Origin of the sequence: Lysobacter sp. ISL-50 (assembly GCF_018612875.1) — a bacterium.
Classification (GTDB): domain Bacteria; phylum Pseudomonadota; class Gammaproteobacteria; order Xanthomonadales; family Xanthomonadaceae; genus Lysobacter.
On sequence record NZ_JAGGRI010000062.1, the window covers coordinates 1 to 23,428 of the forward strand.

Annotated in this window: 19 protein-coding genes and 1 pseudogene; 9 read left to right on the forward strand and 11 right to left on the reverse strand. The window is 66.4% G+C overall.

What is annotated here, in order from left to right; translation table 11 throughout:
* Nucleotides 1-448 precede the first annotated feature (448 nt).
* Nucleotides 449-3,643, reverse strand: a complete 3,195-nt coding sequence (locus J7J50_RS23935) for a multidrug efflux RND transporter permease subunit (protein ID WP_215060484.1) — start codon at nucleotides 3,641-3,643, stop codon at nucleotides 449-451.
* Nucleotides 3,644-3,925: 282 nt separating this feature from the next.
* On the opposite strand from J7J50_RS23935, the gene J7J50_RS23940 reads away from it, so the two are divergent.
* From J7J50_RS23940 to J7J50_RS23955, 4 genes are all read left to right on the forward strand, one after another.
* Nucleotides 3,926-4,513, forward strand: a complete 588-nt coding sequence (locus tag J7J50_RS23940; RefSeq protein ID WP_215060482.1) for a TetR/AcrR family transcriptional regulator — start codon at nucleotides 3,926-3,928, stop codon at nucleotides 4,511-4,513.
* Nucleotides 4,514-4,949: 436 nt separating this feature from the next.
* On the forward strand, nucleotides 4,950-5,270 hold the full coding sequence (locus tag J7J50_RS23945) for a lysozyme inhibitor LprI family protein (RefSeq protein WP_215060480.1): 321 nt from the start codon (nucleotides 4,950-4,952) through the stop codon (nucleotides 5,268-5,270).
* Nucleotides 5,271-5,318: 48 nt separating this feature from the next.
* Complete coding sequence (locus tag J7J50_RS23950; protein ID WP_215060478.1) at nucleotides 5,319-6,611, forward strand: peptidoglycan-binding domain-containing protein; 1,293 nt, start codon at nucleotides 5,319-5,321, stop codon at nucleotides 6,609-6,611.
* A gap of 434 nt (nucleotides 6,612-7,045) precedes the next feature.
* Nucleotides 7,046-7,720 (forward strand): hypothetical protein, encoded by a 675-nt coding sequence (locus J7J50_RS23955; protein WP_215060476.1) that lies wholly within the window; start codon nucleotides 7,046-7,048, stop codon nucleotides 7,718-7,720.
* A 17-nt stretch (nucleotides 7,721-7,737) separates the two neighbouring features.
* Here the strand turns inward: J7J50_RS23955 and J7J50_RS23960 are convergent, their stop codons facing one another.
* The gene (locus J7J50_RS23960) at nucleotides 7,738-8,112 is read right to left on the reverse strand and encodes a hypothetical protein (protein ID WP_215060473.1); all 375 of its coding nucleotides are present in this window, start codon (nucleotides 8,110-8,112) and stop codon (nucleotides 7,738-7,740) included.
* Between J7J50_RS23960 and J7J50_RS23965 the strand changes: the two genes are divergently transcribed.
* The 3 genes from J7J50_RS23965 to J7J50_RS23975 all read left to right on the forward strand — a co-directional run bounded on the left by J7J50_RS23965 (nucleotide 8,111) and on the right by J7J50_RS23975 (nucleotide 12,028).
* A complete protein-coding gene (locus J7J50_RS23965; RefSeq protein WP_215060471.1) occupies nucleotides 8,111-9,862 on the forward strand; it encodes an ABC transporter permease subunit in 1,752 nt (583 codons plus the stop codon). The genes J7J50_RS23960 and J7J50_RS23965 overlap by 2 nt on opposite strands.
* Before the next feature lie 62 nt (nucleotides 9,863-9,924).
* Nucleotides 9,925-11,247, forward strand: coding sequence for a nitrate/sulfonate/bicarbonate ABC transporter ATP-binding protein (locus J7J50_RS23970; protein WP_215060469.1), 1,323 nt, complete (start codon nucleotides 9,925-9,927; stop codon nucleotides 11,245-11,247).
* 64 nt (nucleotides 11,248-11,311) lie between these two features.
* Entirely contained in the window at nucleotides 11,312-12,028 is a 717-nt protein-coding gene (locus J7J50_RS23975) for an MgtC/SapB family protein (RefSeq protein WP_215060467.1), read from the forward strand.
* 150 nt (nucleotides 12,029-12,178) lie between these two features.
* Here J7J50_RS23975 and J7J50_RS25030 read toward each other — a convergent pair whose 3' ends face one another.
* The 5 genes and pseudogenes from J7J50_RS25030 to J7J50_RS23995 all read right to left on the reverse strand — a co-directional run bounded on the left by J7J50_RS25030 (nucleotide 12,179) and on the right by J7J50_RS23995 (nucleotide 15,860).
* Nucleotides 12,179-12,655, reverse strand: coding sequence for an alpha/beta hydrolase (locus tag J7J50_RS25030; protein ID WP_251044666.1), 477 nt, complete (start codon nucleotides 12,653-12,655; stop codon nucleotides 12,179-12,181).
* A 103-nt stretch (nucleotides 12,656-12,758) separates the two neighbouring features.
* Nucleotides 12,759-13,067: pseudogene (locus tag J7J50_RS25325) on the reverse strand (alpha/beta fold hydrolase); the annotation flags it as partial.
* A 367-nt stretch (nucleotides 13,068-13,434) separates the two neighbouring features.
* Nucleotides 13,435-14,688: an RNA polymerase sigma factor gene (locus J7J50_RS23985; RefSeq protein ID WP_215060465.1), complete on the reverse strand. Its 1,254-nt coding sequence runs from the start codon at nucleotides 14,686-14,688 to the stop codon at nucleotides 13,435-13,437.
* A gap of 144 nt (nucleotides 14,689-14,832) precedes the next feature.
* A complete protein-coding gene (locus tag J7J50_RS23990) occupies nucleotides 14,833-15,273 on the reverse strand; it encodes a VOC family protein (RefSeq protein ID WP_215060463.1) in 441 nt (146 codons plus the stop codon).
* A gap of 158 nt (nucleotides 15,274-15,431) precedes the next feature.
* Nucleotides 15,432-15,860, reverse strand: coding sequence for a YciI family protein (locus J7J50_RS23995; protein ID WP_215060461.1), 429 nt, complete (start codon nucleotides 15,858-15,860; stop codon nucleotides 15,432-15,434).
* On the opposite strand from J7J50_RS23995, the gene J7J50_RS24000 reads away from it, so the two are divergent.
* A complete protein-coding gene (locus J7J50_RS24000; protein ID WP_215097586.1) occupies nucleotides 15,850-16,074 on the forward strand; it encodes a hypothetical protein in 225 nt (74 codons plus the stop codon). The genes J7J50_RS23995 and J7J50_RS24000 overlap by 11 nt on opposite strands.
* A 187-nt stretch (nucleotides 16,075-16,261) precedes the next feature.
* Here the strand turns inward: J7J50_RS24000 and J7J50_RS24005 are convergent, their stop codons facing one another.
* The 4 genes from J7J50_RS24005 to J7J50_RS24020 all read right to left on the reverse strand — a co-directional run bounded on the left by J7J50_RS24005 (nucleotide 16,262) and on the right by J7J50_RS24020 (nucleotide 22,823).
* A complete protein-coding gene (locus J7J50_RS24005; RefSeq protein ID WP_251044665.1) occupies nucleotides 16,262-19,027 on the reverse strand; it encodes a TonB-dependent receptor in 2,766 nt (921 codons plus the stop codon).
* Nucleotides 19,028-19,395: 368 nt separating this feature from the next.
* Nucleotides 19,396-19,704: a hypothetical protein gene (locus tag J7J50_RS24010; RefSeq protein ID WP_215060457.1), complete on the reverse strand. Its 309-nt coding sequence runs from the start codon at nucleotides 19,702-19,704 to the stop codon at nucleotides 19,396-19,398.
* Between the two features lie 58 nt (nucleotides 19,705-19,762).
* The gene (locus tag J7J50_RS24015) at nucleotides 19,763-22,540 is read right to left on the reverse strand and encodes a TonB-dependent receptor (protein ID WP_215060455.1); all 2,778 of its coding nucleotides are present in this window, start codon (nucleotides 22,538-22,540) and stop codon (nucleotides 19,763-19,765) included.
* 55 nt (nucleotides 22,541-22,595) lie between these two features.
* Nucleotides 22,596-22,823, reverse strand: a complete 228-nt coding sequence (locus tag J7J50_RS24020; RefSeq protein ID WP_215060454.1) for a hypothetical protein — start codon at nucleotides 22,821-22,823, stop codon at nucleotides 22,596-22,598.
* A gap of 193 nt (nucleotides 22,824-23,016) precedes the next feature.
* Between J7J50_RS24020 and J7J50_RS24025 the strand changes: the two genes are divergently transcribed.
* Nucleotides 23,017-23,226: a hypothetical protein gene (locus J7J50_RS24025; protein WP_215060452.1), complete on the forward strand. Its 210-nt coding sequence runs from the start codon at nucleotides 23,017-23,019 to the stop codon at nucleotides 23,224-23,226.
* Nucleotides 23,227-23,428 lie beyond the last annotated feature (202 nt).

Below are 23,428 nucleotides of genomic sequence, written 5' to 3' on the forward strand. Positions count from 1 at the left end.
GTTTGAAGTCGCTGGATTCCCGCGTTCGCGGGAATGACGAGCAAAAAGCAAACGCCTCAAGCAAGAGCAAGAGCAAGATCAAACGCCTAAAGCTTCCGCCATGGAGCGGCGGGTCACTTTCTTTGTCCAAAGCCACAAAGTCCCACGGGATTTCCTTCGGTCAAAAGTAACCAAAGAAAGGGCTTTAGGCTGTTTCGAGTCAAAAGCCACGAGTGCGATGCCGACGCAGGCAGGTGCCACAGTGGGCATCCTGCCCACGGCGGGACCCGGCGCACGTCCATGTGCGCCGCCCTCCGGGTGTCCCTGGTCTCGCGAGTTACTAGCCACGCCCAACCAAAGCGAAGCAAGCAGAAGCTAAGCCGCAACAAAAAACACCTAAAGACAAAGGCAACAGCGACAGCGACAGCGACAGCGACGGCAAGATCAACAGCAACGGGCAATGATTCACTCAGACAAGAGGCGAGGCCGCTGCCGGATTTTCAGACACCGGAAGATACCCAGCACGCTCCTTCCCCATCGCCCTCCGACTCACCCACTTGCGCAGCGCCACATAAAACACCGGCGTCAGAAACAGCCCGAACAAGGTCACCCCCAACATGCCGGCGAATACCGTCACCCCGGTCGCCGCACGCACCTCACTGCCCGCGCCCTGCCCGAACAGAAGCGGCACGGTACCGGCGATGAAGGCGATCGACGTCATCACGATCGGCCGCAAACGCAGGCGGCACGCCTCCAACGCCGCTTCGACGATTCCACGCCCCTGCAATTCCAACTCGCGCGCGAACTCGACGATCAGGATCGCGTTCTTGCACGCCAACCCCATCAGCACCACCAGCCCGACCTGCACGAATACGTTGTTGTCGCCGCCGCTCAACCACACGCCGGCCAGCGCCGACAGCAAGGTCACCGGGACGATCAGGATCACCGCCAACGGCAAGGTCCAGCTTTCGTACAAGGCCGCCAACACCAGGAACACCAGCAGCACCGCCAGCGGAAACACGATCAAGGCCGCGCGGCCCTGGGTCGCCTGCTGATAACTCAGGTCGGTCCATTCGATCTGCATGCCGTTCGGCAAGGCCTTGCGCGCCAGTTCGGCCAAGCGGTCCATCGCCTGCGTGGACGACAGCAGACGCGGATCGGCTTCGCCGACCAGATCCGCGGCCGGGTAGCCGTTGTAGCGGATCACCGGGTCCGGACCGTAGGTTTCGCCGAAACTCACCATCGAACCCAGCGGCACCATCTCGCCGCGATCGTTGCGCACACGCAGTTGCGCGATGTCCTCGACGCTGTCGCGATGAGCGCCGTCGGCCTGGGCGATGACCTGATAGGTACGGCCGAACCGGTTGAAGTCGTTGACGTAGGCCGAGCCCAGATAGGTCTGCAAGGTATCGAACACCTCGCTCAGCGGCACGCCCTGCGCCTTGGCCTTGAGCCGATCGACGCGGGCATCGAGCTGCGGCACGTTGGCCTGATAGGTGCTGATCGGATAGCCCAGACCCGGCACCTGCGCGATCGCCGCGTTGTAGTCGTTGAGCGCGTTCTGCAAGGCGCCATAGCCCTGGCCGTCGCGATCCTGCACGTACAGCGCATAGCCCGAACCCGTGCCCAGGCCGAGGATCGGTGGCGGCATGAACGAGAACGCCAGCCCCTCCTGCAACGCGGAAAACTTTTCGTTGAGTTCGGCGTTGATCGCTTCCGCGCTGCGTCCGCGCTGTGCGAATGGCTGCAGTTCGAAGAACAAGGTGCCGGTGTTGGGCGTGTTGGTGAACTGCAATGGATTCAGGCCCGGATACCCTTCCGAGGCGTGCACGCCTTCGGTCTTCATCGCGATCTCGCTCATGCGGCGGATCACCGCGTCGGTGCGCGACAAGGACGCGCCCTCCGGCAGCTTCACGCCGCCGATCAGATACAGCTTGTCCTGGGTCGGAATGAATCCGCCCGGCACCGCCTGGAACATCACTCCGCTGCCGACCAGCAGCGCCAGATACACCGCCAACACCGCGCCGCGACGGCCCAGCAGTCGCGCGATCGCGCCGTGGTAACGCTGCGAGCCGGTCTTGAACCAATGGTTGAACGGACGGAACAGCCAGCCGAACAGGCGCTCGATCCAGCGCGACGGCGCATCCTTGGCCGCGCCGTGCGGCTTGAGCAGCTTGGCGGCGAGCGCGGGCGACAAGGTCAGCGAGTTGATCGCCGAGATCACCGTGGAGATGGCGATGGTCACCGCGAACTGCTTGTAGAACTGGCCGGTCACGCCCGACAGGAACGCCATCGGCACGAACACCGCGCACAGCACCAGGGCGATGGCGACGATCGGCCCGGACACTTCGCGCATCGCCTGATGCGCCGCCTCCAGCGGGGTCAGGCCCTGCTCGATATTGCGTTCGACGTTTTCCACCACCACGATCGCGTCGTCCACGACGATGCCGATCGCCAGCACCAGACCGAACAGGCTCAGGGTGTTGATCGAAAATCCGAGCACGTACAAGGCGGCGAAGGTGCCCACCACCGAGACCGGCACCGCGATCAGGGGAATGATCGACGCGCGCCAGGTCTGCAGAAACACGATCACCACCAGCACCACCAGCAGCACCGCTTCGCCGAGCGTGGTCACCACCGCCTTGATCGAATCGCGCACGAACACGGTCGGGTCGTAGACGATGCGGTACTCCAGGCCCGGCGGAAAGCGCTTGGCCAGTTGCGCCATGCGTTCGCGCACCGCGTCCGACAGCGCGATCGAATTGGCGCCGGGCGATTCGAAGATGCCGATGGCGACCGCATCGACGTTGTCGAGCTGCGCGCGCATGGTGTAGTCGCCGGCGTCGAGTTCGATGCGGGCCACGTCCGCCAATCGCACGATCTCGCCGCCCTCGCCGCTCTTGATCACGATCTGCTCGAACTCGGCCTCGCTCTGCAACCGGCCCTGGCTGTTGATCGGGATCAGGAATTCGCTCGCGCCCGGCATCGGCTCGGCGCCGAGTTGACCGGCCGACACCTGCACGTTCTGTTCGCGGATCGCCCGCACCACGTCGCCGGCGCCGAGCCCGCGCGCGGCGATGCGGCCGGGATCGAGCCAGATGCGCATCGCGTAGTCGCCGCTGCCGAACATCTGCGTCTGGCCGACGCCGGGCAGTCGCGCCAGATCGTCCTTGAGTTTCAAGGTCGCGTAATTGCGCAGGTACAACGAGTCGTACTTGCCCTGCGGCGAGACCAGATGCACCAGCATGGTCAGCGTCGGCGATTGTTTCTGCGTGGTCACGCCCTGGCGGCGCACGTCCTCGGGCAATCGCGCCTGCGCCTGGCTGACGCGGTTCTGCACCTGCACCTGCGCTTGGTCGGGATCGGTGCCGGGTTTGAAGGTGACCGTGGTGACCAGTACGCCGTCGGTGCCGGCCACCGATTTCATGTACATCATGTCCTGCACGCCGTTGATCGCCTCCTCCAGCGGCGTCGCCACGGTCTGCGCGATCACCTTGGGGTTGGCGCCGGGATAGACCGCGCGCACCACCACGGTCGGCGGCACCACGTCGGGGTATTCGCTGACCGGCAACATCGGCAGCGCGATCAGGCCGGCGGCGAAGATCAGGATCGACAGCACCGCGGCGAAGATCGGGCGGTCGATGAAGAAGCGGGAGAAGTCCATGGCGGGTCCGTGGGCGGCGCGAGGCCGCAAGAGGTCGCGACCGGCGTGGCGACGCCGATCGGTGCAAAGGTCGGGTTGAGCGCGCGCCGCGTGGCGGACGCGGCGATGCGTGGCTTAGACGGCGAAAACGCGGGTATTCATAGGCCGGACACCTGTGGGTTGCGCGGCCGCGGCGCGCGCCCCGTCGGGGTTGCGCCACAAGCTACGATTGGTAAGTTACCAATAGTAAGATACGATTACCCCCGCGCTGTCAAGCGCTTCGTTCCCAAGAGATCGCTCCGCATGACCGAGACCTCCGCCCGCCGCCTGCCCAAGGCCGAGCGCCGCGAACAATTGCTGGAAACCGCGATGACGATCGTGCGCGAGCAAGGCACCGATGCCTTGACCCTGGGCTATGTGGCCGAACGCGCGGGCGTCAGCAAGCCGATCGCCTACGAGCACTTCGGCACACGCTCGGGCCTGCTGATCGCGCTGTACAAACAGATCGACGAACGCCAGGCATCGCGGCTGGCGCAGGATTTCGAACGCACGCCCAAGCGCCTGAGCGACGTGGCCAAGCTGATGGGCGACAGCTACATGAGCTGCTTCCGCACCGCCGGCCCCGAATGCCACGCCATCTTCGCCGCGCTCAAGGGCGATGAGCAGATGGAGCGCGTGCAGCAGGAACTGGTCGCCGGTTACGTCGCGTCCTATCGCGATCTGCTCGCGCCGTATTCGAAGGTGGACGAAGAAGAATTGCGCCGCCGCTGCATCGCCATCATCGGCGCCGGCGAGGCGCTGTCGCGCGAGATGAGCCATGGCCGGATCGGCGAAACGCAGGCGGCGGCGACATTGGCGAGTTTGATCGAGGGATTGATGTTGCAGGGATGAACGCGCGGACGATGCTTCGTTCAGCCGCCTCGGTTTCGGCACCTATCACGCTGCCCGTGCGCGATAGATGACTCTTGTGCCCAGGCCGACTATCTTTCCCGAAGCAATGGCACATTTACTGCTCATCAAGCGCGCCTCTTCGCACGATACACGTGTAATTACCGCTAAAACCCAGTCCTCGCGACGTCGCTCCGCCGCGATGCGATATCCTCTTCTTTCCACGTTCGGAATTCCATACATGAAGTCGAACACACTGGTCTGCTCGCTCGCTGCGGCCTTGATCGCCCTTACCGTGGGTTGCTCGGCGCCGACGTCCGCGCCTCAGGATTCCGCTGCACCGGCCGCGCCGCCCGCCGCAGCCGCACCGCCCGTATCACCTACGGCGCCCGCGCCGGCCACCGAACCCACCACCGCTCACCCCGAGGAGCAAGCGAATATGACCAGGCCGTCCTACGATAAATGCCTCGGCGAAACCGAGGGCGTCACTCCGGCGATCCAGGAATGCGTGGACACCGAATACGAATACCAGGACAAGCGCCTCAACGACGCTTACAAGGCGGTGCTGGCCAAGCTGCCGGCCGATCGCCATGACGGATTGCGCGAACAGCAGCGCGCCTGGATCAAGAAGCGCGACGCCGATTGCGAGACCGGCCCGGAACCGGGTCAGGGCCAGGTGCTGGAAGCGAACGCATGCCTGGTCGATATGACCGCTGCGCGCGCCGGCGAACTGGAAGCAATGGCGAACGGCGCGCCGTAATCGTTCGAATCGAATCGGCCACACACACCGCACTACAGGAGTTGGAGCATGGCTAAGGAATGGGAACTGGGAGACACCTCCCAACGATACGAAACCGGCGGTCGCGGCGCGGGCACGATTTCCACTGGCAAGGGCGATCACGGCGGCGTGTCCTACGGCTCGTACCAGTTGTCCAGCAAGACCGGCACCTTGCGCGAGTACCTCGATCAATCGCCCTACGGCGACCGCTTCACCGGCTTGACCCCGGCGACGCCGGCATTCAACGAGAAGTGGCGCGAACTGGCGAAGTCCGATCCCGGCTTCGGCCGCGACCAGCACGAATTCATCCAGAAGAGCCACTACGACGTACAGATCGGCAAGCTGGAAAAGCGCGGTATCGATCTCAGCGATCGCGGGCCGGCGGTGCAGGATGCGTTGTGGAGCACCTCGGTGCAGTTCCGCAATCTCACCCCGGGCATCGTCGAGAAGGGCCTGAAGGAGAAGTTCGGTCCGCAGTACAAGCTCGACCAGCTCAACGACAAGCAGATCGTCGAAGCGATCCAGGACTACAAGATCAATCATAACGAGCAGCTTTTCAGCAAATCGCCGAAGCTGTGGGATTCGCTCGAGCAGCGCGCGCGCAACGAGAAGGCCGACCTGGTGAAGCTCGCCGATCGCGAACAGACGGTCGGCGAACGCACCCAGGGCGACCGCGCGCATCCCGCGGGCGCGAACAAGGAACGCGCGCCAGGCCACAGCGCGGAAGACACCGCGCGTACTCGCGAGGCGCAAGAGGCGCTCAACCAGCTCGGCATCAAGGACGCGCGCGGCAAGCCGCTGGAAGTCGACGGCAAGATGGGCCCGCACACGCGCGAGGCGGTCGAAGCCTTCCAGAAGGAAAACCATCTGCCGCCCACCGGGAAACTCGATCTGCAAACCTCGACGGCAGTCGTCGCTGCGGCCGAGCAGCATAAGCAGCAAGGGCCGAAGCTGTCCGACGCCGCTCATCCCGACAACGCCATGTACAAACAGGCGCTGGACGGTATCCAGAAGCTGGGCCCGCAATCGGGCCTCAACGATGAGCAGAAGCGCAATGCCGCCGCGACGCTGACTTACGAAGCGAAGGTCTCCGGCCTGGACCGCATCGACCACGTGGTGGCAAGCCCGGATGGCAAGCGCATGTTCGCCGTGGAAGGCCAATTGCAGGACCCCGCGCACAAGCGCGTAATCACCGACACTGCCCAGGCCGCAGCCCAGCCGGTCGAGAAAAGCACTCGCGCGCTGGAACAGGACATGCCTACGCAGACGCCGCCGCCCGTGCAGCCAAACAACGAACAGCAAAACAAACCGATGCAACATTGAACCACGGCAGCACGACGCGGACGGTTGCATGATCGCCCCGCGACGCGTTCGCGGTGGACGCGGTCGCGGCTCCCACGGAGCGGCGACCGCGGCAGCCGGCCACCATTAACCGATCCTGGTCAATCGCGCCGCCTGCGGCGCCTTGGGGTTGACCCGGCCGCGCGGCGCGAGGATCATGCGCGCCACAAATCCCTTCACGCCCCAGAGGCCAACACCTTGGACAGTCGATCTAGACCTACGCTGCAGCGCACTCGCTGACGGATCGCCACAGGTCTGGGATGTCCCAGGTCGGCACCGTTCGCGAAGAACGGAGCCGCAATCGCCGAACCCCACTCGCCCGCCGGGGTTCGCGCGTCTCTACCCGCACTGCAGTTTCCCTCTGAAGACACCTGCCAAGGTGGCCTTTGGCGTTTCCGTTCGTCCGGAGATCGCCGATGTCCACGAAGACCGCATTCGTCCTGATGGCGGCGTTCTCGCTCGTGCCCGTGGGCGCGGCGCGCGCCGGCGCCAGCCTGTACGTCGATGACGCCGCCATCGTGCCGGCCGCGCAGTGCCAGCTCGAAAGCTGGCTGCGCGCGTCCGCGCCGGGCCGCGAGCTGAGCCTGGTGCCGGCCTGCGATATCGCCGGCACCGAGTTCGGCCTGGGCCTGAGCGACTACGCCCGGCCCGCGCAGACGCACGTCGCCGCGTTCGGCGCCAAGCGCGTGCTGCGTGAGGCGCCGTCACGGCGCTGGGCGCTGGCCGCATCTGTAGGCGCGAACTGGAACCTGTCGCGCGGCGGCTTCGACGGGTGGAATTTCAATCTGCCGCTGAGCGTGGCCGGCGATGCCGCCGGCCGCACGCGATGGCATTTCAATCTGGGCTGGACCGCGCCGCGCCACGGCGATGATGCGGCGAGCGCCGGCATCGGCGTGGAGCACGCCTTGCGCGATCGATGGAGCGTGCTGGCGGAAATCTTCGCCGAGCGGCGCGGCGGCCGCATCGCCCAACTCGGGTTGCGCCGCGGATTCGGCCCCGATCACAGCATCGATGTGCTGATCGGCGATCACAGCGACCGCGGGCGAAGTCCGTGGCTGACCCTGGGCTTCAATTTCGCATTGCCGCGCTGAGCGCCGGCGCACCTCACTCATCGAGGTCGATCATGATCATCAAGCGTTTCGCCGTTTTGCGCGCCGTCCGCGGCGCGTCGATCCAACACCCTCTTCAATCGCCCGTTCAACCGGCGATTCAAGCGCCGCGCGTCGACGCCATGGCGACGAACGTCGCCTCGCATCCGCGCGCGCGGAGCCTTCCGGCCGACAACAACCGTCGGCTGATCGCACGCTGGCAGCGCAACCCCGTCAGCGGCCGCCTCGAATGCCGCTGGCTTGGCGCCCCGCTCGCCGGCGGCGACGACGAACCTCCGCCTGCCGCCTGCCCGCGCGCAGTTTTCGCTCGCGCCGCCGTCCGCGCAGGCCGCATCGGCGGCGCCGTTCCACTGAGCCGAATCGAGGTTCGCCATGAAGTCCGCACTCCGTCCACGTTCGCAGTTCCCGCTCCTGGCCGCGCTTACGCGCGCCCGGGTGTGGCCCAATGTTTATGACCTGATCGCGTTCGCGCTGCTGATCGCCGCCGCGGCATTGCTCGCGCACGGCGCGGCCGCGGCGCGCGATCCGCTGGCGCTGCTGTCGCAGCAACCGGTCTCGCTCGATCCCTCGCACCTGCCCGAGTACGCGCTGCGCACCACCTTGCGCATGTTCGCGGCGATGCTGGCGTCGCTGTTGTTCACCTTCCTCATCGCCACCTGGGCGGCGAAGAGCCGGCGTGCGGAACGCATCATCGTGCCCGCGCTCGACATCCTGCAGTCGGTGCCGGTGCTGGGTTTCCTGAGCTTCACCGTGACCTTCTTCCTGGGCCTGTTTCCCGGGCGCCAGCTCGGCGCCGAGTGCGCGGCGGTGTTCGCGATCTTCACCAGCCAGGCCTGGAACATGGCGTTTTCGTTCTATCAGTCGCTGCGCACGGTGCCGCGCGATCTCGACGAAGTCGGCCGCGGCTTCGGCCTGAGCGCATGGCAGCGCTTCTGGCGTCTGGAGGCGCCGTTCGCGACGCCGGGGCTGGTGTGGAACATGATGATGTCGATGTCCGGCGGCTGGTTCTTCGTGGTCGCCTCCGAGGCGATCACCGTCGGCGACACCACGGTCGAGCTGCCCGGGATCGGTTCGTATCTCGCCATGGCGATCGCGCGCGAGAACTTCGCCGCGGTCGGTTGGGCGGTGGCGGCGATGGCGGTATTGATCGCGCTCTACGATCAGTTGTTGTTCCGGCCGATCGTCGCCTGGGCGGACAAGTTCCGGGTCGAGAACACCGCCGGCCAGCAGCGTCCGCGTTCTTGGGTGTACGAGGTGGCGCGGCGCACGCGTCTGGTCAAGCACGCGCTGCGACCGCTGGCGTGGCTGTGGCAGCGCGCGATGCGGCTGCGCTGGCGCCCACGCGCGATCGCCGCCGCGCCGTCGGCCGCGCGCGCGACGAACTGGATCGATCGCCTGTGGCTGGCCGCGGTGCTGGCGATCGCCGCCTGGGGCGCGTGGTACGCCTTCAACTACGGCCGCCAGACCTTGAACGGCGGCGACGTCGCGCAAGCTTTCGGCGGCGCCCTGGCGACCTTGCTGCGCGTGGCGGTGCTGATCGCGATCGCGAGCCTGATCTGGGTGCCGGTCGGCGTGTGGATCGGATTGCGTCCGCGGCTGGCCGCGCGCGTGCAACCGCTGGCGCAGTTCCTGGCCGCGTTTCCGGCCAACGTGCTGTTCCCGGTGGCGGTGATCGCGATCGTCTCCACCGGCGCCGATCCGGACATCTGGCTGTCGCCGCTGATGGTGCTGGGCACGCAGTGGTACATCCTGTTCAACGTCATCGCCGGCGCCAGCGCGTTTCCCACCGATCTGCGCGAAGCCTCCAGCGTCTACCGCCTGCGCTCGTGGACCTGGTGGCGTCGGGCGATTCTGCCGGGAATCTTTCCTTACTACGTCACCGGCGCGCTGACCGCGTCGGGCGGCTCGTGGAACGCGAGCATCGTCGCCGAACTGGTGCATTGGGGCGATCAGCGCGTGCAGGCGCACGGCCTGGGCGCCTACATCGCCCGCGCCACCGAAGCCGGCGATTTTCATCGGGTGATGCTCGGCGTGGCGGTGATGTCGCTGTTCGTGACGCTTTTCAATCGCGTCGTGTGGCGACCCATGTACGTGTACGCCGAACGCCGGCTGCGCCTGGATTGAGCACGTCCCTTCTATTCGTTCAAAGCGAGCCGCGCGCTCGCGGATTTAATCGGAGTACCGCCATGAATTTCTCCCACACCCTCAACGCCGGTTCCGCCGCGCTGGTCGAAGTGCGCGGCCTGCGCCAGAGCTACGACAAGGCCGGCACGGCGCCGCTGCTGGTGCTCGACCGCGTCGATCTGACCTTGCGCGCCGGCGAAATCGTCGGCCTGCTCGGCCGCTCCGGCTCGGGCAAATCCACCTTGCTGCGCGCGATCGCCGGACTGATCCGGCCCAGCCAGGGCGAGGTCGCGTTCTGCGGCACGCCGTTGTCGCAGGCGCCGGCCGACATCGCCATGGTGTTCCAAAGCTTCGCCTTGTTTCCGTGGCTGACGGTGCTGCAGAACGTCGAGCTCGGCCTGGAAGCGCGCGGCGTCGCGCCCGCGCTGTGCCGCCAGCGCGCGCTCGCGGCGATCGACCTGATCGGCCTGGACGGCTACGAAAGCGCGTATCCGAAAGAGCTGTCCGGCGGCATGCGCCAGCGCGTGGGCCTGGCGCGCGCGCTGGTGGTGCAGCCCAAGGTGCTGTTGATGGATGAGCCGTTCTCGGCCCTGGACGTGCTGACCGCGGAAACCCTGCGCACCGATCTGCTGGATCTGTGGAGCGAGGGCCGCATGCCGATCCAGGCGATGCTGATGGTCACGCACAACATCGAGGAAGCGGTGCTGATGTGCGACCGCATCGTGATCTTCGGTTCCAATCCGGGCCGGGTGATCGACGAGATCCGGGTCGATCTGGCGCAACCGCGCGATCGTCTCGATCCGGTGTTCCGCGCCTTGGTCGATGCGATCTATGCGCGCATGACCGGTTCGCCCTCGGCGCTGGCGCCGCGCGAAGGCGGCGGCGCGCGCGCCGCTCTGGCCGCGGCCTTGCCGCAGGTGTCGAGCAATCGGATCGCCGGCCTGATCGAAGCCGTCGCCGCCGCGCCGTATCGCGGCCGCGCCGACCTGCCCGCCTTGGCCGCGCATCTGCAGATGGAGATCGACGAACTGTTTCCGATCGCCGAAAGCCTGCAATTGCTGCGGCTGGCCGAACTCGACGACGGCGACCTGCGCTTGAGCGAAGCCGGGCAGCGGTTCGCCCAGGACGGCATCGACGCGCGCAAGCGGCTGTTCGCCCAGCAGTTGGCCGCGTACGTGCCGCTGGCCGCGCATATCCGCCGCGTGCTCGACGAACGCGCCAGCCATCGTGCCCCGGCCGGGCGCTTTCGCGACGAGCTCGAAGACCACATGTCGGCCGACTACGCTGCCTCGACCTTGCGCGCGGTCACGGCGTGGGCACGCTATGCGGAGTATTTCGCTTATGACGAAGACGCCGACCGCTTCAGCCTGGACAACCCCAGCTGAGCCGCGGCGGCCGCCGCTTCGCCTTCATCGCCCGCCGTACCGATCGCACCGAACGGAGTCGTCCATGCGCTTCATCCAGACCTTCCAGTTGTACCCGTTCCTCGACACCGTGCTGAGCCTGGCCGCGGCCTTCGTGCTCGGCACGCTGATCGGCGCCGAACGCCAATACCGCCAGCGCACCGCGGGACTGCGCACCAACGTGCTGGTCGCGGTCGGCGCGGCGGCGTTCGTCGATCTGGGCATGCGCCTGGCCGGCAGCGTCGAGGCGGTGCGGGTGATTTCCTACGTCGTGTCCGGCATCGGCTTTCTCGGCGCCGGCGTGATCATGAAGGAAGGCATGAACGTGCGCGGGCTCAACACCGCGGCGACGTTGTGGTGCTCCGCCGCGGTCGGCGCCTGCACCGGCGCGGACATGATCGCCGAGGGCGCGCTGCTGACCGGGTTCGTGATCGCCGGCAACACCTTGCTGCGGCCGCTGGTCAATGCGATCAACCGCATTCCGATCGATGAGCAGACTTCGGAGGCGACTTATGAGGTGCGCCTGACGGTCGATCCCGAACTCGCGCCGGCGGCGCGCGAGGCCTTGGTCGAGCATTTGGAAGCGGCGAACTATCCGGTCGGCGATGTCGATCTGGACGAGCATGGCGAGACGTCGGTGGAGATCGTCGCGACCTTGGTCAGCACCGCGGTCGATGCCGGCGAACTCGATGCCGTGGTCGGGCGATTGCGTCGCCTGCCGGGGGTGACGCATGCGGCTTGGGAGTCGAGCACGCGGGATTGAGGTGCGCGGCGATCGGGGCGAAGAGCGTCGGGGCTGAAGCCCCTCCCACAAAAGACTTCGCGACTGGAAGGCGACCCTGCGGCGCTGCGAGGTCTTTTGTAGGAGGGGCTTCAGCCCCGATGCTTTCCTCTCAGCCGCGAAAAGACCTCACTAGGGCTTGTCGATAAACGCACGCACGGCCGCAACCGTAGGCTGCGGAGCTTCTTCCATCAACCAATGCCCGGCGCCGGGAATGACAACCTCGCTGACATCGCTCGCGGCATTTCGCATCATCGACGCCACCTCCGCACCCGAGGATTTTCCACCGCCGACGGCCAACACCGGCATGGCGAGTTTGTTCGCGAGCACGGCGCGATTGTCCTGCGCATCCTGGCGCATCGCGTGGAATTGCGCGAAGACCGAGCGCATGCCGCCTGGACGCGCGTACAGCGCGGCATAGTGCCGGCGCGTCGCTTCGTCGATCTTGCCCGGGTCACCGGCGAACTCGTTCCAGAAACGGTCGAGGTAGATCCGCTCGCGGCCCGCCACCAGCCGCTCCATATCCTTGCCGCCGAAATCGAAATGCCATTTCCCCGGATCGCGCAAGGTCTGCTCCCACGGCGGAATGCCCGGCAGCGGCGCGTCCATCACCACCAGCTTGTCGGTCGACTGCGGGTAACGCGCGGCGGATGTCGTGTCCGACCACCACGGCGCGATCGATCCCCAGCGTCTCCAGTACCCCGCGCACGTCGGCGGCCTGATTTTTCTTGTCGTAGCCGCTTTGCGGATGCGAAGACAGCCCCATGCCGCGCAGATCGGGGATCACCACCGTGTGGTCGCGCGCCAGGACGGCGGCCAGCGGCGCCCACATGTCGCCGGTATCTCCCATCCCGTGCAACAACACCACGGCCGGGCCCTGTCCACCGATGCGCACATGGATGGTGGCGCCATTGGCGGCAATGTCCTGCGTGCGGAAAGACGCGGGAAAGGGCGGCACCTGGGCGGCGACGGAGAAACTAAGAGCGAGAGCCAGCACCGTGCCGATCAATGAACGCAACATAGCGATACTCCTGGGCGGGTGAGGCAGGCACGAACGATCGGAATCGGTCGAGCGCGGCGTCACCGCGAGTATTCAGGAGTTGCGCAACCACCATCAAGGTCTTGAGTCGTGCGTATCGAGCAACGCGGTAGTTCCACCCCGACACAGCGTAGGATCAGTGCGTCATTTTCGGGTGGGCACGATTTGGATAGCGGCCATCGGATCGAAGAGCATCGGGGCTGAAGCCCCTCCCACAAAAGACCTCGCGATATCGCGAGGGTAGATTTCGACATCGATGGAATCGATCGCCGGCTGCTGAAAAGCTTTCAATACCGACGCAGACTGCGAGGTCTTTTGTGGGAGGGGCTTCAGCCCCGATGCTCTTCGCTCACTGCGCCGCGCGCGACAACAGCAGCTCGCGCTCGCGCGCGTTGCGCGTCAGCGCGGCGGCGCGCTCGAACTCGGCGCGCGCTTCTTCGCGCCGGCCGAGCTTGAACAGCAGGTCGCCGCGCACGGTCGGCAGCAGGTGGTAGTGCTTCATCGAGGGTTCGTCGAGCAAGGTGTCGACGAGATCCAGGCCGGCCTGCGGGCCGAACGCCATCGACAGCGCCACGGCGCGATTGAGTTCGACCACCGGCGAGGGCGTGCGCAGGGCCAGTTGCTGATACAGCGCGGCGATACGCGGCCACGGCGTGTCCTGGGCGGTGACCGCGCGCGCATGGCAGGCGGCGATCGCGGCCTGCAGCGCATACGGGCCGTTGGAACCGCTCAGCTGCACCGCGCGTTCCAGCGCGCTCAGGCCGCGCTGGATCTGGATGCGGTCCCAGCGCGCGCGGTCCTGGTCCAGCAGCAGGATCGGCTGGCCGTCCGGGGCGGTGCGCGCCTTCGCGCGCGAGGCCTGGATTTCCATCAGCGCGACCAGGCCGTGCACCTCGGCCTGGTTCGGCATCAGCCCGGCCAGGATGCGGCCCAGGCGCAAGGCGTCCTCGCACAAACCCGGGCGCATCCAGTCGTCGCCGGCGGTGGCCGAATAGCCTTCGTTGAAGATCAGGTAGATCACTTCCAGCACCGAGGACAGGCGCTGGGCCAGTTCCTCGCCGCGCGGCACTTCGAACGGCACCTGCGCGTCGGCCAGGGTGCGCTTGGCGCGGACGATGCGCTGGGCGATGGTCGGTTCGCTGGCCAGGAAGGCGCGCGCGATCTCGTCGGTGGTGAGGCCGCCGAGCAGGCGCAGGGTCAGCGCCAGCCGCGCTTCGGTGGACAGCACCGGATGGCAGGAGATGAACACCAGACGCAGCAGATCGTCGCCGATGTCGTCGTCGAGCTTGTCGAAGAACGCCTCTTCCACCTCGTCCAGGCTGGACTCGATCTCGTAGCCGATTTCCTCGTGCTTGCGGTCGAGCAGCTTCTTGCGCCGCAGCCGGTCGATGGCTCGGTTCTTGGCGGTCTGCATCAGCCACGCGCCCGGGTTGTCGGGCACGCCGGTCTCGGGCCATTTCTCCAGGGCCACCACCAGCGCGTCCTGGGCGAGTTCTTCCGCCAGGCCGACGTCGCGCACCATGCGCGTCAGGCCGGCGATGAGTTTGGCCGATTCGATGCGCCAGACGGCGTCGATGGCGCGGTGGGTGTCGGTGGCCGTCATGGCGACGGATGACACCACCTCGCGCGCCGGGTCGCAAGGGTCGTGGGCCCGAAGGCGTGTTCATGTTTACGAAAACCGCGCCGGCGGCGCTGTCGGCAACGGCGGGCGCGACGGCACGGGGCCGCGCGCGCCGCGCCGCCGGGTTCAGGCGGCCTTGTCGGTATCGACGCAGCCGATTTCCTCGACGCAGTTGATCATCCACGGCACGCCGAAGCGGTCGGTGACGATGCCGTAGGCCTTGGCCCAAAAGGTTTCCTGCAGCGGCATCTGCACGTTGCCGCCGTCGGCGAAGGCTTCGAACACGCGGCGCGCGATCTCGGCATCGCCCAGGGTCAGGGCGACATGAGCGCCGTTGACGGCCTGGTACGGGTACAGCGATGTGGCGTCGGTGCCCATCAGGAAGAAGCCGTCGAGCTCGTAGCAGCCGTGCATGATCTTTTCGCGCTCTTGAGCGCTCAGCGATTCGCAGCCGGGGGAGTCGCCGAACGGCATCAGCGCGTGGATCTTGCCGCCCAGGGTCTTGAGATAGAACTCGAAGGCCTGGCGGCAGTCGCCGTTGAAGGAGAGATAGGTATTGAGTTGCATGGTGGCGGTGTCCTGTTGAATGGGTGGCGGGGAAACGCCGGTTCGTCGGCGGTCGCAGCGGCGCACAGACGGGGGAGGAAAGCGCGGCTGCTGTCCTGACGACGAACCGGAACGGCGTGGATCGACAAAGCGCGGCGAATATTTCCCGCGCGCCGCATTCAGGCCGGACGGCCGGCGACCTGTTCGCGCAGACTGGCTTCGGCCGCGCGCAGCTCCGGAGTGAGCTCTTCGCCGAAATCGGCCGGGTCGAACAGCTGGCGCACTTCGATCTGCCCCTGCCCGCCCTGCAGGTTCGGCACGCGCTTGACCCACTCCACCGCTTCTTCGAGCGAACGCGCCTGGATCAGCCAGAACCCGGCGATCAGTTCCTTGGCCTCGGCGAAGGGCCCGTCCACCACCCGGCGGGCACGGCCGTCGAAATACACCCGCGCGCCGCGCGAGCTGGGATGCAGGCCTTCGCCGGCCAGCAGGACTCCGGCCTTGACCAGTTCTTCGTTATAGGCGCCCATGGCGGTGAGCAATTCGGTGTCGGGCATCACCCCGGCTTCGGTATCGGCGGTAGCTTTGACTATCAGCATGAATTTCATGGTCGTGGTCCTCGGGCTGGCGGCCACCGCGGCGTCCCGGCGGGACGCGGCGCGGCGGCTTATCAGGACGACGAACGGATCGGCGCCGAATCGACACGGCCGAAGCAAGGTCCGCGAACGCAGGGTTCACGATCGCGATCCGAAGGCCGCGGCCGCCGCCGCGTCGAGGCCGGCATCGCCCGCGACCTGGGGCAAAAGCTGCGAACGGGCGTGACCAGTCGTGCGCTACGGATATCAGAACGGGGAATCGGGTCATGCGCGGGCCACAAGTCCAGGCCGCGCACGATTCCCGATTCCCCATTCCCGGCCTTAGTTCGCGCAAACGCAACGGCCCGCCACGCTTGCGCGAGGCGGGCCGTCGGAGCGCCGCGAACTGTCGGCCAGCGCGATTTCGTCCACCATCAGAACGTGTACTTGACCCCGACGGTGAAGTAACGGCCGATCGCGCCGGAGGAGTGCATGGGATTGTAGTTGATGGCGCCGTAAGTGAACGCATCCAGCGGAGCGATCCGGTCGGCCAGGTTCTGGATCGAACCGAACACCTCGATACCGTCCACCGCCTTCCAGCGACCGGACAGATCGAAGGTGGTGAACGAGGGGAGGCGGCAACCGACCGGGGCGTCGCAGGTTTCGCTGTCGTCGAAAACGTTGCGGATACCGGCGACGTAGTTGGCCACGCCGCTCAGGCTCATGCGGCCGTATTCCCAGGTCGCGCCGAGGTTGATGCGGTTCTTCGGCGTGCCGATGCAGTTGGTCGCATCGCAATTGCCGTGGGTACCGACGAACTCGCTCGTGTGGCCGTCGGATTCTTCGCGCTCGAATTTGCTCACATGGCTCCACTGCAGATCCAGGCCCAGCTTGCCGTACTCGCCCAGCTCGAAGCTTTGGCGTACGTCCAGATCGACGCCCTGCACCGTGGTCCGGTTGGAGTTGATGTAGGCCGCCTGCGCCGCCAGCAGGGTGCCGGTGCCTGCCACGCCGCCGAGCAGATCGTCGCCGCGCACCACGCGGCCGGCGGCGATCGCCGCGGCGGTGGTTTCCTGGTTGATCTCGTCGCTACGCACGATCTTCCAGCCGTCCAGGGTGATGGTGGTGGTCGCCGTCGGCTCGAACACCACCCCCACGGTGTAGCTCTTGGATTCTTCCGGCTTGAGCGCCCGATTGGGGCTGGTAATCACCGCCACCGGCGCGGCGCAATCGCTGGGATTGGCGCCCGCCGCCGGCGTGCCGCCCGGGCAACGCACCGGATCGCGAGCGGTGGTGAACGCGGCCAGACCACCCTTGCCCGACTCGGCCGGGTTCGGCGCGCGGAAGCCTTCGGCGTAGGTGCCGCGCAGCGACAGCTGCTCCAGCGGCGACCACTTGATGCCGAGCTTCGGCGTGGTCGCGCTGTCGCCGTCCTTGTAACTGTCGTAACGCACCGCGCCGGACAGCTCCAGGCTTTCCAGCACCGGCGCCACGGCTTCGACATACGCCGCGGCGACTTCCTGCTTGCCCGCGTACGACGAATAGCCCAGGCCGATGATCTGGCCCTGGTCGGTGTAGGACTGCGGGGTCAGCTCGACGGTCTGACGGCGGTATTCGGCGCCCAACGCGATCCCGAACGCGCCGCCGGGCAGATCGAACAGGCTGCGCGAACCCTTGATGTCGAACAAGTCGAGCTTGGTTTCCGCATCCGCGTGGATCTGCGGAGAGATGTAGTCGTACAAGGCCTGACTGTTCTTGCCCGCCTGCGTGCCCAAACGCCAGTAGCCGCCGGGATTGGTGCCCTGGGTCAGCGCTTCGCGCACGCGGTCGTAGTGCAGGAAGCCATCGCGCTCGTTGCGCAGCGAGGTCTGCGAATGCAGGTACGCCACATCCACGTTCCAGCCGCCCAGCGTGCCCTTGATGCCGGCAAGAAAACGGCTGAAACGGTTTTCGTTGCGGGTCACGCGCGGGCCGACGTCCCACGCCGAATAGCGCAGGTTCGGGCGCTGACCCGGGAACGGATTGTCGGGATGATCCGGTCCGAGCACGACCGCACCCGGGCCGCTGCTGGCATTGACCGGACCGCCCGGATAGCCCCAGGCCCCGGACACGCCCGACGGCGTGTCGATGAAGGTGCTGTTCTTCTTCGAGTACCCGGCCTCGACATACGCCTCGAAGTCGTCCGACAGCTCGAAGGTGCCGCGACCGAACAGGTTCACGTACTTCTCTTGCGGCGTCAGGCTACGGAACTTGCCCGCTTCCCACACACAGCCATTGTTCGGATCGGGCGCGAGCGGCGAGAACTTCGCGCAATCGGCGGCGCCGCCCAGCGACTGGAAGACCCCGCCCGGCCCGCGTACGTTGCCGAGCGCAGACGAGCTCGCCGATGCGCCGCCCGGGGCGATGTAGCCGGCCAGGAACTGGCTGGTGATGTCGTAACCCCAGCGCCGGATGTCGCCCGTGCCGATCCACTTGCGATCGGCGCGGTCGGCGACCTGGATTTCGTCGGTCTGGCTGCCCTCGACGTTGAAGAACACGTTGTAGCCGTCGTCGCCGAGCTTGCCGAAGCCGTGCGTGATCGACGCCTTGGTCTGCTGGCCGTCGCCTTCGCCGGAGACGCCGTAGGACATGCGCACGGTACTGCCGGTGTACTCCTTGCGCAGGATGATGTTGACCACGCCGGCGATGGCGTCCGAGCCGTAGATCGCCGACGCGCCGTCCTTGAGCACTTCCACGCGCTCCACCGCGTCCATCGGAATCGTGCTCAGGTCGGTGAACACTTTCTGGCCGTCGTCGGCCAGACCGAACGGCGCCATGCGGCGGCCGTTCAACAGCACCAGGGTCGAGCCCGCTCCCAGGCCACGCAGCGAAATCGCCGCGCCGCCGCCGGCGAAGCCATTGCCGAAGCTCTTGGGAATGGAGCCGGCGCCGTCGGAGGTGAGCGTCTGCAGGTATTCGGCGATGCTGGCCTTGCCGGTGCGGTCGATCTCCGCGCGCGTGACCACTTGCACCGGCGATGCGGTTTCCATGTCGCCGCGGCTGATATTGGAACCGGTGACTTCGATCCGGTCCAGCGTCGTCGCTTTGTCCTGCGGCTTCGTCTGCGGTGGCTCCTGGGCCACGGCCATCGCCGGCAAGGCGATCAGACCGGCGGCGATGAGTGCGCGCCGGATGGCGTGGCTGAGCGTTGCGTACTGCATGATCGACTCCATGAGATTGAATTCAACGAACACACGACAGAGATTCGGATGAGACCGCGCCCTTTCGCGGAGCCACGCGGCTTCGATTCCGGAACGCGGCGCGCCATGAGCGCACGCGGTGGAAGCACCCGTGATCACCGTTGGATTCGCCCCCGCGACGACACGCCCGACACGCGCCGCGCAACAGAAACTAAACGCTTGCATCGCCGCAGTCCATTGACAAAACCCCTTGAAATTCAGGGGCATTTAGTCTTCTGTGCCGTATTTGCTCACCATGTGTGATGCGATGCTGATGGAAGAAATATTTAGTCCATATCACTGGTGTTTTATCGACGATATTTATTTTTTATATTCGACTCGATAGCGATTTACCGGCACCGGAAATCCGCATCGCGAGCTAAGGCCGCGACGTGCCGGATTGATGCGGCGCCCCATTCGCTGCGCGGATTCATGCATTGGTCGTTCGCGGCGGCGGCGATGCGCACGCCGGCCACGATGGCGATCGCGGCGGCGATCAGGGCCGTGATGGTGATTACCAGATCGCCGCGGCTTCGATCAGACGGGACAATCCGGCCGAGTTGCGCGGCTACGGCCTGGGGGAACGATTCAGTCGGCGCGTCGCCCGACGCGCGCAAAAGAAAACGGCCCGTTCCGCCGCGAGGGGAACGGGCCGGCAAAAGCGCGCCCACGAAGATGAAACGCGCAAAACGCCTTAACGGCTGGAGAGAGGGCTCATCAGTTGAAGGTGTATTTCACTCCCAGGGTGAAGTAGCGGCCGATCGCGCCGCTGGAGTGCAGCGGGTTGTAGTTGATCGCGCCGTAGGTCAGCGGGTCGAGCGGCGCGATCTTGTCGGTCAGGTTCTGGATCGAGCCGAATACTTCCACGCCGTCCTGCGCTTTCCAGCGTCCGGACAGATCGAAGGTGGTGAACGAGGGAATGCGGCAACCGCCCGGCGCCTCGGTCCCGTCGGCGTAGCGGCTGGCGCAGGTGCCGCCCTTGGAGCGCACGTTCTTGAAGCTGGAAACGTAGTTGGCGATACCGCTGAGGCTGAAGTTGCCGACTTCCCAGGTCGCGCCGAAGTTGATCTTGTCCTTGGGCGTGCCGATGCAGTTGGTGACGTCGCAATTGCCGTGGGTGCCGGCGAATTCCAGCGTGCTGCCGTCTTCTTCCTCGCGCTCGAAGCTGCTGACGTGGCTCCACTGCAGATCCAGGTTGAGCTTGCCGTGCGCGTTCAGATCGAAACGCTGGCGCACGTCCAGATCGACGCCGCGCACCGTGGTCGAGGCTGAGTTGACGTAGTTGGCCAGCGCGGCGAGCAAGGTGCCGCTGTTGGGCTGGCCCGGCAGGTTGTTGTCGCTGCGGATCACGTGGCCGGCGGCGATCGCCGCGTCGGTGGTTTCCACGTTGATCTCGTTGCTGCGCTCGATCTTCCAGCCGTCCAGGGTCACCGTCGTGTTGGGCGTGGGTTCGAACACCAGGCCGACGGTGTAGCTCTTGGATTCTTCCGGCTTGAGGTCCGGGTTGGGGCTGGTGATCACCGCGATCTGGATGTCGCAATCGCGCACGCTGCCGCCCGGCGCCGGATTGCCGCCGGGGCATCGCAGCGAGTCGGCGGCGGCGGCGAAACCGGCCAGTCCGCCCTTGCCCGATTCGGCCGGGTTGGGCGCGCGGAAGCCTTCCGCGTAGGTCGCGCGCAGCGCCAGTTGCTGGATCGGCTGCCACTTCACGCCGAACTTGGGCGTGGTCGCGTTATCGCCGCCCTTGTAACTGTCGAAGCGCACCGCGCCGGACAGCTCCAGGCTTTCCAGCACTGGCGCGACCACTTCGGCGTAGGCCGCGGCGACTTCCTGCGTGCCGCTGTAGGACGAATAGCCCAGGCCGATGATGTCGCCGATGTCGGTGTAGGTCTGCGGCTTGAGTTCGGCCTTCTGCCGCCGCCATTCCGCGCCCAGGGCGACGCCGAGCGAGCCGCCCTTCAAGTCCATCAGCGAGCGCGAGCCCTTGATGTCGAACAGATCCAGCGTGGTCTTGCCGTCGGCGTGGATGGTCGGCGAGATGTAGTCGTACAACGCCTGCGAGTTGAGGTTGGCGTTCTGGCCGATGCGCCAGTAGCCGCCGGGGCCGGTGCCGTTGGTGAGCGCGTCGCGCACCGCGCTGTAGCGCAGGAAGCCGTCGCGGGTGTTGGTCAGATCGCTCTGCGAATGCAGATAGGCCACGTCCATGTCCCAGGCGCCGGCGGTGCCCTTGACGCCGGCGAGGATGCGGCTGAATTCGCTGTCGCTGCGGATGATGCGCGGGCCGACGTCGAACGCGGCGTAGCGCAGGTTCGCGCTCTGGCCGGGGAACGGGTTATCGGGATGATTCGGTCCCAACACCACCGCGCCGTCGCCGGAATCGGCATTGACCGGGCCGCCGGGATAGCCCCAGGCGCCGGACACGGTCGATGGGGTGTTGTAGAAGGTGCTCTTCTTCTTCGAATAACCGGCTTCGACGTAAGCCTCGAAATTATCCGACAGGGCGAAGGTGCCGCGGCCGAACAGATTCACGTACTTCTCTTCGGGGGTGAGGCTGTTGAACTGGCCCGACTGCCACAGACAGCCGCCGGCCGGGTCCTGCGGCGTCACCGGCGAGAGCTGCGCGCAACCGGGCAGGCCCAGGTACTGGCCGGTGCCGGGATTCTTGACGCTGCCGGCCGGCGATTGCGTGGCATCGCCGTCGAGGATGTAGCCGTTCATGAAACGCTTGGTCTGGCTGTAGCCCCAGCGCCGCGCGTCGCCGGTGCCGATCCACTTGCGGTCGCGGCGGTCGGCGACCTGGATTTCGTCGGTCTGGCTGCCTTCGATGTTGAAGAACACGTTGTAGCGATCTTCGGCGAGGTTGCCGAAGCCGAAAGTGACCGAGGCTTTCGCTTGCTGGCCGTCGCCTTCGCCGGACACGCCGTAGGAACTGCGCACGGTGACGCCGTTGAATTCCTTGCGCAGGATGATGTTGACCACGCCGGCGATGGCGTCGGAGCCGTAAATGGCCGAGGCGCCGTCCTTGAGCACTTCCACGCGTTCCACCGCGTCGAGCGGAATGGTGCTGAGGTCGGTGAATACTTTCTGGCCGTCGTCGGCCAGGCCGTAGGGCGCGGTGCGGCGGCCGTTCAACAGCAACAGGGTCGAACCCGCGCCGAGGCCGCGCAGCGAAATGCCGGTGCCGCCGGCGGCGAAACCGGTGCCGTAGCTGCGCGGCACCGAGCCCGAGCCATCGGTGGTGAGGGTCTGCAGGTATTCGGCGATGGTCGCCTTGCCGGTGCGGTCGATCTCTTCGCGACTGACGACCTGGACCGGCGATGCGGTCTCCATGTCGCCGCGGCTGATGTTGGAACCGGTGACTTCGATGCGGTCGAGCGTGGTGGTGGGCGCAGGGGTGAGCGCATCCTGCGCGTAGGCCGCGGCCGGTGCGACGCTGGCGATGGTGGCGGCGAACAGCGCGCGGCGGATAGCGCGGCTGAGGGTGGCGTGCGGCATGGTCGGCTCCTGTGACTGGATTGCCTGGGACGTACTGCGATGACAAGGATCAGTTTCAAAAATACCGGCGCGCGCCGTTGTGCGGCGCGATAAACAACGCTGCGCGCGAGCGCGTAACCGGATGTGCATCGGTTGCGAAATCGCGGGAAATACGGCTTTTTTGTCGATCCCCTGCATCGACGCCGAACAGCGGCGCGCCGCGGTCACGGCCGCGGCGCGCGAACACCGACGTTAATGCTTGGCGGCGAACTCGTACTCGGACGAAGGTCCGTTTCAGCGTCACGCAACTTTGCGGAGTGTGTCGAACGGATGCGCGGCACGATGCGATCGCGTGTCGGCGGTGGCGATGTTCGATGAAGCGTTGCTAGCTGTTGGCGGCTTGCGCGTGCGCGGTGCTGCAGGGTGCGAAGCAATGCTTAGCGTGCTGTATGTGCATCGAACTGCGGTCGCTGCGGTCACGCCGACTGTGATGCGGCATGAGCGCCGCACGGCGACCACGCACTCGCATCGCCTGCACGCACGGCGATGTGCCCGGATTGCGATTGCGGTTGGCGGCGCTTGCGATTGCGTTCGATGCGATAACACGCATCGCCCACAAGCTGCACGAAGCGCACGACATGCTCGTCACCTCAGCATCGACGAACGCGTGCACGCGCCAACGCCGCTCGCATCACAGCGCGCACTGACAACAACGATTGACCGAACCGCGACGTCGCGAGTCAGGCGCGCGCGGGTTTGCCCGGTTTGGCCGCGACTTCGGGCGCGCCGGCATTAGCGGGCGCGGCCGACGCGGCACGCGCGCCGACGGTCACCCGGATCGCGCTGGCGAGCGGGCTGGGCAAACCGCAGCACGGCGCGCGCGCGGACGGGTCCGGCGCGCCGCCGCGC